Raw genomic sequence first — 13,008 nt, 5'->3', positions numbered from 1 at the left:
CGGCTCGTCATGTTGCATCCTCAACCATGATTAAAAAATCACTAACATGACGATTGCCCCGCTGCCCACTCTCGGGTAAAGTCGCACCCCTTTATTTGGCCTGGGGGGCAATTATGTTCATTGGTTTTGACTACGGCACAGCAAACTGCTCAGTTGCCGTGATGCGGGATGATGCTCCCAACTTACTGGCACTGGAAAATAATGACGTCTATCTGCCCTCCATGTTGTGCGCGCCAACACGGGAAGCGGTCAGTGAATGCCTGCACCGCCACTGGCAGGTACCCACCGGTAGCGACGAAAATCAGCAGCTATTACGCCGGGCCATGGCATTCAATCGCGAAGAGGATATTCCGGTTGCCGCCGACAGTCTGACATTTGGCCTGTCTGCCCTCGCCCACTATATCGAAGACCCTGAAGACGTATACTTTGTAAAATCACCTAAATCCTTCCTAGGTGCCAATGGGCTGAAACCTCAGCAATTGGCGCTGTTTGAGGATTTGGTCTGCGCCATGATGTTCCATATCAAACGTCAGGCAGAATCCGTACTGGCATCAGAAATTAGTCAGACCGTAATTGGTCGTCCAGTCAACTTCCAAGGCTCTGGCGGTGAGGATGCTAACCGCCAGGCAGAAGGGATTTTACTGCGCGCCGCCCAACGTGCCGGTTTTCGCGATATTGCTTTCCAGTTTGAACCGGTCGCGGCAGGGCTAGATTTTGAAGCGACGCTGACAGAAGAAAAAACCGTACTAGTGGTGGATATCGGTGGTGGTACCACTGACTGTTCGGTGCTATTGATGGGGCCTAAATGGCAGGGGCTGGCAGACCGTCAACAAAGCCTGCTGGGTCACAGTGGTTGTCGCGTTGGTGGTAACGATCTGGATATTATGCTCGCGTTTAAACAACTGATGCCGCTGTTTGGCATGGGGGGCGAAACCGAAAAAGGGATTGCTCTGCCGTCACTGCCCTATTGGAATGCCGTTGCGACTAACGATGTTCCGGCACAGAGCGATTTCTACAGCACGGTTAACGGCCGCTTCCTGCGTGATTTGATTCGTGACGCGGCCAATCCACAGCAAGTAGAGCGCCTGCTGAAAGTGTATCAACAGCGCCTGAGTTATCGTTTAGTTCGGGCGGCGGAAGAGAGCAAAATCGCGCTATCCGAACAAGTACAAGTAGCGACTGCACTGAATTTTGTCGAGCCAGAGTTAGGCCAGACTATCAACCAGCAACAGCTTGCTGAAGCCATATCTCAGCCACTACAACGGATTCAGGAACAAGTCAGTTTGGCATTATCCACCAGCCATATCACTCCAGATGTCATTTATCTGACAGGCGGCAGTGCTCGCTCCCCGTTATTGCGAGCCGCCCTGCAACAGCAACTACCGGGTATCCCGTTGGTGGGTGGCAATGACTTCGGCTCAGTGACCGCCGGTTTGGCCCGTTGGGCGCAGACCCTGTATCGTTAATGCTATTTTGATTACCCACTGCGCAGTGGGTAATCAAGAAACAGATCACATCACTTAATCGAATATCAACCGCAACCAAACCCTATCAGTTTTGAATCCTAAAATTATAAAAACCAAAATCCCACATACCCTGACACTACTTCCATATTTCCTCCATTTTTATCCGGTAAATCCCCGCTAAACTAGTAACATATCAATACCCAATTGATTGCATCTATGTGCGCATAGCAAAATAAACAAAAAGGACTCCCGCCATCATGAAAGCTCAATCCAAACGCACTTCCAGGGTACTGATGTTACTCGGGGCGGTGGTGGCGATTACTGTTGCTATATTTGCCTGGCGCTATTTTAGCGCGGCCACCACCAACACCGCGCCAGGTGCGCAGCACACCGCTGGCGGGACGACAACAGCCCGCTCCGGTGGCCGACGTAATATGCCCATGTCGCCGGTACAGGCGGCCACCGCCACCGAACAAGCCGTACCCCGTTATCTTACCGGCCTAGGTACCGTGATTGCCGCCAATACCGTCACCGTGACCAGCCGGGTCGATGGCCAATTAATGGCAATCCACTTTACTGAAGGGCAACAGGTCAACGCCGGTGACTTACTGGTGGAGATCGACCCACGCCCTTATCAGGTACAACTGACCCAAGCACAGGGCCAACTGGCAAAAGATCAGGCCACGCTGGACAATGCCCGCCGTGATTTAGCCCGCTACCAAAAATTGGTGAAAACCGGGGTCATTTCACAACAAGAGCTCGATACTCAAGCCTCGTTAGTGCGCCAAAGTGAAGGCAGTGTTAAAGCCGATCAAGGCGCTATCGACAGTGCCAAACTGCAACTGACTTATAGTCGAATTACCGCCCCAATATCTGGCAAAGTGGGCCTAAAACAGGTCGATGTCGGTAATTACATTACCAGCGGTACCACAGCCCCCATAGTGGTGATCACTCAGACACATCCGGTTGATGTGGTCTTTACGCTGCCAGAAAGCGATATCCCCGCTATCATGCAAGCGCAGAAAAATGCGGCCAAAAATAACACTACCGTGCCAGTAGAAGCTTGGGATCGCACCAATAAACAGCGACTGGCGCAGGGCTATTTGCTCAGTATTGATAACCAAATTGATACCACCACCGGCACCATTAAGCTGAAAGCACGCTTTGCCAATAACGATGACATCCTGTTCCCCAACCAGTTTGTCAACGCCCGTATCAAAGTCGATTTACTGCAAAATGCTGTGGTGGTGCCAACCGCCGCCGTACAAATGGGTAACGAAGGGAGCTTTGTCTGGACCCTAAATGATGAAAATAAAGTCAGTAAGCATCTGGTCACTACCGGTATTCAAGACAGCAAACAAGTGGTTATTAGCGCCGGCCTGAATGCGGGTCAACGCGTGGTCACTGACGGTATTGATCGCCTGACCGAAGGCTTACAGGTCGAAGTGGTAACACCACGGGCCGCAGCAGCAAACCAAACGGGTGTCGCAGAGAAAGCAGCCACGGAGGAGAAAGCCACACATCGGGGCAGAAGAGCGACGAGTAACACTGTTCCTGCGGAGAAATCCTGATGCAAGTGATGCCTCCAACACCTGGTGGCGGGCCGTCACGGCTGTTTATCCTGCGCCCGGTTGCCACCACATTATTTATGATTGCCATTCTGCTGGCCGGGATTCTCGGTTACCGCGCGCTGCCGGTTTCTGCCCTGCCGGAGGTTGATTACCCGACGATTCAGGTGGTGACACTCTATCCTGGGGCCAGCCCGGATGTGGTGACATCATCCATTACCGCGCCGCTGGAGCGCCAGTTTGGCCAAATGTCCGGCCTCAAGCAGATGGCATCACAAAGTTCGGGTGGTGCGTCAGTGATTACGCTGCAATTCCAGCTTACTTTGCCACTGGATGTAGCAGAGCAAGAGGTGCAGGCTGCCATTAACTCCGCCACCAATCTACTGCCCAATGATCTGCCTTACCCCCCGATTTACAGCAAAGTGAATCCGGCTGATCCGCCGATTATGACCTTAGCCGTGACCTCCACTGCCATCCCGATGACGCAAGTAGAAGATATGGTCGAAACCCGGATTGCGCAGAAAATATCGCAAGTCACCGGGGTCGGTCTGGTCACTATTTCCGGCGGACAGCGCCCCGCCGTGCGGGTGAAACTGAATGCCCCGGCGGTCGCCGCATTGGGGCTGGACAGCGAAACCATTCGTACTGCCATCAGCAATGCTAACGTCAATTCTGCCAAGGGTAGCCTCGATGGCCCCACCCGTTCGGTGACATTGTCGGCTAATGACCAGATGAAATCTGCCGAGGATTACCGTGATCTGATCATTGCATACCAAAATGGAGCGCCGATCCGCTTGCAGGATGTCGCCACCATTGAGCAGGGCGCGGAAAATAACAAACTGGCTGCATGGGCCAATACCCAGCAGGCGATTGTGTTGAATATCCAGCGCCAGCCGGGGGTCAACGTCATTGCCACCGCGGACAGTATTCGCGAGATGCTGCCGGAGTTGATCAAAAGCTTGCCCAAGTCGGTTGATGTCAAGGTACTAACCGATCGCACTACCACCATCCGCGCCTCCGTCAGTGACGTGCAGTTTGAGTTATTGCTCGCCATTGTGCTGGTGGTGATGGTGATTTATCTGTTTCTGCGCAATGCCGCAGCCACCATTATCCCCAGTGTCGCAGTACCGCTGTCACTGATCGGGACCTTTGCGGCGATGTATTTTCTCGGGTTTTCAATCAATAACCTGACGTTAATGGCGCTGACCATTGCCACGGGCTTTGTGGTCGATGACGCCATCGTGGTGATAGAGAATATCTCCCGTTATATCGAAAAAGGCGAGAGACCGCTGGATGCGGCGCTGAAAGGGGCCGGAGAGATTGGCTTTACCATTATTTCACTCACCTTCTCATTAATTGCAGTGTTGATTCCGTTGCTATTTATGGGCGATATCGTGGGCCGGCTGTTCCGCGAATTTGCCGTAACACTGGCGGTGGCGATCCTGATTTCAGCGGTAGTTTCGCTGACGCTGACCCCAATGATGTGCGCGCGGATGCTCAGTTATGAGTCACTGCGTAAGCAAAACCGCCTGTCACGCGCCAGTGAGAAGTTCTTTAACTGGGTGATCGCCCATTATGCCGTGGCACTAAAAAAAGTGCTTAATCATCAATGGATAACCTTGGGTGTAGCGGTGAGCACACTGGTCCTGACGGTGCTGCTTTACTTGCTGATGCCGAAAGGTTTCTTCCCGTTGCAAGACAATGGTCTGATTCAAGGAACCCTGGAAGCACCGCAATCCGTTTCATTCAGTAATATGGCGGAACGCCAGCAACAAGTGGCCGCCATTATCCTTAAAGATCCAGCGGTAGAAAGCCTGACCTCATTTGTCGGCGTTGACGGTACCAATGCCACGCTGAACAATGGCCGGTTGCAGATTAACCTTAAACCACTCAACAGCCGTGACGATCGCATCCCACAGATCATTACCCGCTTACAGGAAAGCGTTACCGGCGTCCCAGGGATTAAACTTTACTTACAGCCGGTACAAGATCTGACCATTGATACGCAACTGAGCCGGACACAATATCAGTTCACCCTGCAAGCCACGACACTTGAGGAGTTGAGTACTTGGGTACCGAAGCTGGTTAGTCAGTTGCAGCAACAAGCTCCCTTCCAGGATGTCACCAGTGATTGGCAGGACCGAGGATTGGTGGCGTTTGTTAATGTCGATCGCGATAGCGCCAGCCGTTTAGGTATCACGATGGCAGCTATCGACAGCGCACTATATAACGCCTTTGGTCAACGCCTGATTTCCACCATTTATACCCAAGCCAACCAATACCGCGTGGTGCTAGAACATGACGTGCAGGCCACGCCGGGCTTGGCGGCGTTTAACGATATCCGCCTGACCGGCAGCGACGGTAAAGGGGTGCCGCTGAGCAGTATTGCCACCATTGAGGAGCGCTTCGGGCCATTATCGATTAACCATTTGAATCAATTCCCGTCAGCCACTATCTCCTTCAATCTGGCACCGGGATATTCCTTGGGTGAGGGGGTAAACGCGGTGACACAAGCTGAGCAGGCAATTCAGCTACCGGCGGATATCACCACCCGCTTCCAAGGCTCTACGCTGGCATTTCAGGCCGCACTCGGTAGCACGCTGTGGCTGATTATCGCCGCGATTGTGGCGATGTATATCGTGCTCGGCGTGTTATATGAAAGTTTTATTCATCCGGTCACTATCTTGTCAACTCTGCCCACCGCCGGTGTCGGTGCCTTGCTGGCGCTGATGCTGACCGGCAATGAGCTGGATGTGATTGCCATTATCGGTATTATTCTGCTGATCGGAATTGTAAAGAAGAATGCCATCATGATGATCGACTTTGCACTGGCCGCAGAGCGGGATCAGGGGATGACCCCGTATGATGCTATCTATCAGGCGTGCTTGTTACGTTTCCGCCCGATTCTGATGACCACATTGGCAGCGCTGTTTGGTGCATTGCCATTAATGCTCAGTACCGGGGCCGGGGCCGAGCTACGCCAACCGCTGGGTGTGTGTATGGTCGGCGGGCTGATTGTCAGTCAGGTACTAACCCTGTTTACCACTCCGGTTATCTATCTGTTGTTCGATAAACTGGCACGCAACTCCCATGGCAAAAATCGCTATCGCCATCAGGATACTGACACACCTGAATTACCCCATGGGCAGGAGCAGCCGTGAAATTCTTCGCTCTGTTCATCCATCGCCCGGTGGCTACCACCCTGCTGACACTGGCTATCACCCTCAGCGGAATTATCGGTTTTAGCTTATTGCCGGTATCACCGCTGCCGCAGGTGGATTATCCGGTGATTTCGGTGAGTGCATCGATGCCAGGGGCCGATCCTGAGACCATGGCGTCCTCAATTGCCACACCGCTGGAACGCGCACTGGGCAGAATTGCGGGCGTCAATGAAATGACCTCTACCAGTTCATTGGGCAGCACGCGGATCATTCTGCAATTCTCCCTCAATCGAGATATCAACGGTGCGGCCCGTGATGTGCAGGCAGCGCTTAATGCCGCGCAAAGCCTGCTCCCCACCGGCATGCCAAACCGCCCGACCTATCGCAAGATGAACCCGTCGGATGCGCCCATCATGATAATGACGCTGACCTCGGATACCTTTACCCAAGGTCAGTTGTATGATTTTGCCTCTACCAAATTGGCGCAGAAAATTGCTCAAACCGAGGGGGTCAGTGATGTCTCGGTGGGAGGCAGTTCCCTGCCTGCGGTGCGGGTTGAATTGAATCCTGGGGCGCTGTTTAACCAAGGCGTTTCGCTGGATGCGGTGCGACAAGCAATCAGCGCCGCCAACGTTCGCCGCCCACAAGGTGCTATCGATTCCAGCCAACAGCACTGGCAGGTGCAGGCCAATGATGAGATCAAAACCGCAGAGGGTTATCGCCCACTGGTGATTCATTACAACAATGGTTCAGCGGTACGGCTACAGGATGTCGCCACGGTGGTGGACTCAGTGCAAGATGTGCGTAACGCCGGGATGTCCGATGGTAAACCGGCGGTGCTGTTAGTAATCAGCCGCGAGCCGGGGGCAAATATTATCGCCACCGTCGACCGGATTCGAGCAGAACTTCCGGCCCTGCGTGCCTCGATCCCCGCCTCAATTCAGTTGACTATTGCACAAGATCGCTCGCCGACCATTCGTGCTTCGTTAGATGAAGTGGAGCGCTCATTGATGATAGCCGTAGCTTTGGTGATTCTGGTGGTATTCCTGTTTCTGCGCTCCGGCCGTGCCACGCTTATTCCCGCGGTTGCCGTGCCGGTTTCGTTGATCGGAACATTTACCGCTATGTATCTGTGCGGTTTTAGCCTGAATAACTTGTCATTGATGGCATTGACCATCGCCACCGGCTTCGTAGTTGATGATGCCATTGTGGTGCTGGAGAATATTTCCCGCCATCTGGAAGCGGGGGTAAAACCAATAGCCGCCGCCCTGCGCGGGGTGCGCGAAGTGGGCTTTACCGTGTTGTCGATGAGTATTTCGCTGGTGGCCGTATTTATTCCACTGCTGCTGATGGAAGGGTTACCGGGCCGTTTATTCCGCGAATTTGCCATAACACTGTCGGTGGCTATCGGCATCTCACTGGTCATTTCCCTCACCTTGACGCCAATGATGTGCGCCCATTTGCTACGATCACACCCGGTTGGTCAGCAACCCCGGATTCGCGGGTTTGGTAAAATGCTGCTGTCTATTCAGCAAGGTTATGGTCGCTCACTCAATTGGGTACTGGGTCATACACGTTGGGTGATGGTGGTGCTGCTTTCCACTATCGCGCTCAATGTTTGGCTCTATATCAGTATCCCGAAAACCTTTTTCCCCGAGCAGGATACTGGCCGGATGATGGGTTTTATTCAAGCTGATCAAAGTATTTCGTTTCAGTCGATGCAGCAGAAGCTGAAGGATTTCATGAAGATAGTCAACGATGATCCGGCGGTCGACAATGTCACCGGCTTCACCGGTGGCTCACGCACGAATAGCGGGTCGATGTTTATCTCGCTCAAACCCTTGAGTGAGCGCAGTGAGAGCGCTCAGCAAATTATCACTCGTCTGCGTGCCAAACTAGCCAAAGAACCGGGGGCGAGCCTGTTCCTTGCACCGGTGCAGGACATTCGCGTCGGTGGCCGTCAAGCCAACGCCAGTTATCAATTTACGCTGTTAGCAGACGATTTAGCCGCACTACGTGAATGGGAACCCAAAGTCCGCGCCGCGCTGGCTAAATTGCCGGAGCTGGCAGATGTTAACTCTGACCAGCAGGATAAAGGCTCGGAGATGGCACTGACTTACGATCGCGAGACCATGGCGCGCTTGGGGATTGATGTGTCCACAGCCAATGCCCTGTTAAACAACGCCTTTGGTCAACGGCAGATCTCCACCATTTATCAACCGTTGAACCAATACAAAGTGGTGATGGAAGTTGCCCCCCAATACACTCAGGATGTCAGTTCGCTCGATAAGATGTTTGTGATTAATAGCAGCGGTCAGTCAATTCCATTGTCTTATTTCGCCAAGTGGCAACCGGCCAATGCACCACTGTCGGTTAATCATCAAGGCTTATCCGCCGCCTCGACCATCTCATTTAACTTACCGGAAGGCGGAAGTTTATCTGAAGCAACCGCCGCCGTTGAGCGGGTAATGACGGAACTGGGGGTGCCTGCCACCGTGCGCGGCACCTTTACTGGTACCGCGCAGGTATTCCAGGAAACACTGAAATCGCAGTTGTGGCTGATTATGGCCGCTATCGCTACGGTGTATATCGTGCTCGGGATGTTGTATGAGAGCTATATTCATCCACTGACCATTCTGTCCACACTGCCCTCTGCTGGGGTGGGCGCGCTACTGGCGCTAGAACTGTTCGACGCCCCCTTTAGCCTGATCGCACTTATTGGCATTATGCTATTGATTGGTATCGTGAAAAAGAACGCCATTATGATGGTGGACTTTGCCCTCGACGCGCAACGTAATGGCAATCTCAGCGCCCGCGATGCTATTTTTCAGGCCAGTTTATTGCGCTTTCGGCCGATTCTAATGACCACATTGGCCGCCTTGTTCGGGGCGCTGCCACTGGTGCTAAGCAGTGGTGATGGGGCAGAGTTACGTCAACCACTGGGGATAACCATTGTCGGTGGGCTGGTAATGAGCCAACTGCTAACGCTGTATACCACACCGGTGGTTTACCTCTATTTTGACCGATTACGCAGCCGCTTTAGTAAGCAGCCGCTAATGAAGCTGGAATAGCCTATGGCGATATACCCAGGCGGCAAGCGAGAGAGTCCCGATGAGCTGACTTATATTTTAAGGTCAAAACCCGTAAGTGATTCGGGTAAGCGAATGCAGTCAACACAGCAGCAGGTTGAAAGATGACGGGTATACGCTGGCAACTGTGGATCGTTGCCTTCGGTTTCTTTATGCAGACGCTGGATACCACCATCGTCAATACCGCCCTGCCCTCGATTGCGGCCAGTTTGGGTGAAAACCCATTGCGTATGCAATCGGTCATTGTGTCGTATGTGTTGACGGTGGCTGTGATGCTGCCCGCTAGCGGGTGGTTGGCTGATCGTGTCGGGGTTAAATGGGTATTTTTCTCAGCAATCATTCTGTTTACCCTTGGTTCACTGATGTGTGCGCAATCTGAAACCCTGAATGAGCTTATCGCCTCTCGCGTGATTCAAGGGGTCGGTGGCGCAATGATGGTACCCGTGGGCCGCCTGACGGTGATGAAGATCGTGCCACGCGAACAATATATGTCGGCGATGGCCTTTGTCACCCTACCCGGCCAGATTGGGCCATTGGTTGGCCCGGCGCTGGGGGGATTTCTGGTGGAATACGCCAGTTGGCACTGGATCTTCTTGATCAACCTGCCAGTGGGGGTGATTGGCGCGTTAGCTACTCTGATGCTGATGCCTAACTACACCATGCGTACCCGTCGCTTTGATATCAGCGGCTTTATCATGCTGGCTATCGGCATGGCAACCCTAACACTGGCGTTAGATGGCCATAAAGGGCTGGGTTTGTCACCGCTGGCAATTGCGGGTTTAGTCTTGTCTGGGATGTTGGCTCTGGCCGGATATTGGTGGCATGCCCGAGGTAATAACGCTGCGCTATTTTCACTGCGATTGTTCAAAAACAAATCCTATGCCCTTGGCCTGACTGCAAGTATGACTGCGCGCATTGGCAGTGGCATGCTGCCCTTTATGACCCCGGTTTTCCTGCAAATCGGGCTGGGATTCACGCCGTTCCATGCAGGTTTAATGATGATCCCGATGATTATCGGCAGTATGGGCATGAAGCGAATTATCGTGCAGGTGGTTAACCGCTTCGGCTACCGGCAAGTGTTGGTCAGCGCGACATTGCTGCTGGCGGTGGTTAGTCTGAGCTTCCCACTGGTGGCACTGATGGGCTGGCTATGGCTACTGCCGGTGGTGCTATTTTTCCAGGGAATGGTTAACGCACTGCGCTTCTCCACCATGAATACCTTAACCCTGAAAGATTTACCAAACCGCCTTGCCAGTAGCGGCAATAGCTTGCTGTCGATGGTGATGCAACTCTCCATGAGTCTGGGGGTCAGCACCGCCGGGATATTATTGGGCGTGTTTGCGCATAATCAGGTGGTAACCAATACCTCGGCCACCCACAGCGCGTTCTTGTACAGCTATATGTGCATGGCCATTATCATTGCTCTGCCCGCCCTGATATTTAATCGCGTGCCACCGGATACCGGCACCAATCGTAATCTGGCCCGCCAACCCATTAAACCAGCCAACCGATAGAACAGGTGAAAACATAATGAGAATCGGCATTACCGGAAAACTGTTTATGGCGATATTTGCTACCTGCATGCTGGTGTTGATCACGATGCACTGGGGGGTTAGAGCCAGTTTCGAGCGCGGTTTCATTGACTACATCAAACAGAGCAATGAGCAGCGCATCGCCATGTTGGGAGATGCGCTTGAGGTACAATATCAACGTTACGGTAACTGGGATTTCCTGCGTAATAATGATCAGGTGATTTATCAGATCATGCGCTCTTTCGAGCAGAGCAGTGATAACAGCCGCAATCTGCCGCCACGAGGCTGGCGCGCTCAGTTCTGGGTGGTCGATAATCACAATAATCTACTGGCCGGGCACACCGGTCAGGTGCCGAAAGAAGCCAGCCGTCGCGCCATCAAGGTGAATAAACTCGTAGTGGGCTGGGTGATGTCGACTCCCCCCGAAAAACTGACGCGTAATGCAGATATTAACTTTGACCAGCAACAGCGCCGCACCAGTTGGATTATTGTCGGCTTATCAACCCTGCTGGCGGCAGCGGTGACCTGGATTTTATCCCGCGGGATGTTGGCACCGGTAAAACGGCTGGTGGAAGGCACTCACCGCTTAGCTGCCGGTGATTTCAGCACTCGAGTGGCGGTCAGTAGCCGTGACGAACTGGGCCGTTTGGCACAAGACTTTAACCAACTTGCCAGTTCGTTGGAGAAAAACGAGCAAATGCGGCGCGACTTTATGGCCGATGTCTCGCATGAATTACGCACGCCACTGGCGGTACTGCGCGGCGAGTTGGAGGCGCTACAGGATGGTGTGCGGCAACCAACACCTGAATCCTTGATCTCACTGCAAGCCGAGGTAGGAATTCTGACCAAACTGGTCAACGACCTGCATCAGTTATCGCTCTCAGATCGTGGTGCACTGGCCTACCGTAAAACCCAACTGGATGCCGTGCGTCTGTTACAAATCGCTATCGCCAGCTTCCATGGCCGTTTCCAAAGTAAAAATATCACCATTACTGCCCATCTGCCTGAACAGGCAATAATGTTCGGCGACCCCGACCGATTGAATCAGCTATTTCATAATTTACTGGAAAACAGTCTGCGTTATACCAATGAAGGCGGGCAGCTTGAGATTATCGCACTGCCAGAAGAAGAAACATTAACCCTACACTGGCAGGACAGTAAACCGGGCCTTAGTGATGAACAGCTGCAACGTATTTTTGAGCGTTTTTATCGCACCGAAAGCTCACGTAACCGCGCAAGCGGCGGCTCAGGACTAGGGCTGGCGATATGCCACAATATTGTCGAGGCCCACGGTGGCAAAATCAGCGCCGAACATTCACCTTTGGGTGGCCTGCGGATTACGGTAGTATTTCCGCTATTCCATTCCATAGGGTAATTCATTGTAATGCACGAGCCGCTTCAGTCTGCCAGCCAATCTGGCTCCGTATTGATTGTTGAAGATGAACCGAAGCTCGGCCAGTTATTGGTCGATTACCTACAGGCTGCGGGTTATCAGACCCAATGGCTCACCAGGGGTGACGAGGTAGTGGCGGCAGTCCGTCAGTCGCCACCGGCCATTATTTTGCTGGATTTAATGTTACCCGGTAGCGATGGCATTACCATTTGCCGAGAAATTCGCCGTTTCTCTGATGTGCCGATTATGATGGTGACGGCAAAAACCGAAGAGATTGATCGATTACTGGGGCTGGAGATCGGTGCTGACGACTATATCTGCAAACCCTATAGCCCGCGGGAAGTGGTGGCGCGGGTCAAAACCATTCTGCGCCGCTGCCGACCGCTACCGCAGCAGCCAAGTGATACGGTGCCACTGCTGATTGATGAATCCCGCTTTCAGGCCAGTTATCTGGGCCATCAGTTGGAATTGACCCCGGCAGAATTTCGTCTGCTGAAAATACTGGCAACTCAACCAGGCCATGTGTTTAGCCGTGAGCAACTGCTGAATAATCTGTATGACGATTACCGCGTAGTGACGGATCGCACTATCGATAGCCATATCAAAAATCTCCGGCGCAAGCTGGAATCACTCGATGGCAAGAAGCCATTTATCCGTGCAGTGTACGGTATGGGGTATCGCTGGGAAGCAGAGATCTGTCGTTTACTGTAATGCCGTCTTTGCCAAAGGTGCGTTATGTTGGTGGTGCATAGCGCATTGACCTGACATCCGGTCAACGTTGACTACACTCATTAGAGGT

Annotated in this window: 7 protein-coding genes; all 7 read left to right on the top strand. The window is 52.9% G+C overall.

Annotated elements, in window-relative coordinates; genetic code table 11:
• Positions 1–113 precede the first annotated feature (113 nt).
• The 7 genes from A6J66_022830 to A6J66_022800 all read left to right on the top strand — a co-directional run bounded on the left by A6J66_022830 (position 114) and on the right by A6J66_022800 (position 12,920).
• The gene (locus A6J66_022830; protein ID PNM26733.1) at positions 114–1,466 is read left to right on the top strand and encodes a molecular chaperone; all 1,353 of its coding nucleotides are present in this window, start codon (positions 114–116) and stop codon (positions 1,464–1,466) included.
• 257 nt (positions 1,467–1,723) lie between these two features.
• The gene (locus A6J66_022825; GenBank protein PNM26732.1) at positions 1,724–3,037 is read left to right on the top strand and encodes a multidrug transporter subunit MdtA; all 1,314 of its coding nucleotides are present in this window, start codon (positions 1,724–1,726) and stop codon (positions 3,035–3,037) included.
• Positions 3,037–6,195 carry a multidrug transporter subunit MdtB gene (locus A6J66_022820; protein ID PNM26731.1) on the top strand — a complete coding sequence of 1,053 codons (3,159 nt, stop codon included), beginning with the start codon at positions 3,037–3,039 and terminating at the stop codon, positions 6,193–6,195. Before A6J66_022825 ends, A6J66_022820 begins: the two co-directional genes overlap by 1 nt.
• Positions 6,192–9,266, top strand: coding sequence for a multidrug transporter subunit MdtC (locus A6J66_022815; protein ID PNM26730.1), 3,075 nt, complete (start codon positions 6,192–6,194; stop codon positions 9,264–9,266). Before A6J66_022820 ends, A6J66_022815 begins: the two co-directional genes overlap by 4 nt.
• A gap of 122 nt (positions 9,267–9,388) precedes the next feature.
• Positions 9,389–10,798, top strand: coding sequence for an MFS transporter (locus tag A6J66_022810; GenBank protein PNM26729.1), 1,410 nt, complete (start codon positions 9,389–9,391; stop codon positions 10,796–10,798).
• A gap of 16 nt (positions 10,799–10,814) precedes the next feature.
• Positions 10,815–12,191, top strand: coding sequence for a two-component system sensor histidine kinase BaeA (locus A6J66_022805; GenBank protein PNM26728.1), 1,377 nt, complete (start codon positions 10,815–10,817; stop codon positions 12,189–12,191).
• Positions 12,192–12,200: 9 nt separating this feature from the next.
• Positions 12,201–12,920, top strand: coding sequence for a two-component system response regulator BaeR (locus A6J66_022800; protein ID PNM26727.1), 720 nt, complete (start codon positions 12,201–12,203; stop codon positions 12,918–12,920).
• Positions 12,921–13,008 lie beyond the last annotated feature (88 nt).

This window comes from Yersinia enterocolitica (assembly GCA_002082245.2).
Lineage (GTDB): Bacteria > Pseudomonadota > Gammaproteobacteria > Enterobacterales > Enterobacteriaceae > Yersinia > Yersinia enterocolitica_E.
This window is presented reverse-complemented; position numbering and strand designations above follow the sequence as displayed.

Bases quoted from the DNA above. Each gene is read 5' to 3' on its own strand.
- A6J66_022830 (PNM26733.1), top strand. From the start codon at position 114: ATGTTCATTGGTTTTGACTACGGCACAGCAAACTGCTCAGTTGCCGTG.
- A6J66_022810 (PNM26729.1), top strand. From the start codon at position 9,389: ATGACGGGTATACGCTGGCAACTGTGGATCGTTGCCTTCGGTTTCTTT.
- A6J66_022820 (PNM26731.1), top strand. From the start codon at position 3,037: ATGCAAGTGATGCCTCCAACACCTGGTGGCGGGCCGTCACGGCTGTTT.
- A6J66_022825 (PNM26732.1), top strand. From the start codon at position 1,724: ATGAAAGCTCAATCCAAACGCACTTCCAGGGTACTGATGTTACTCGGG.
- A6J66_022805 (PNM26728.1), top strand. From the start codon at position 10,815: ATGAGAATCGGCATTACCGGAAAACTGTTTATGGCGATATTTGCTACC.
- A6J66_022800 (PNM26727.1), top strand. From the start codon at position 12,201: ATGCACGAGCCGCTTCAGTCTGCCAGCCAATCTGGCTCCGTATTGATT.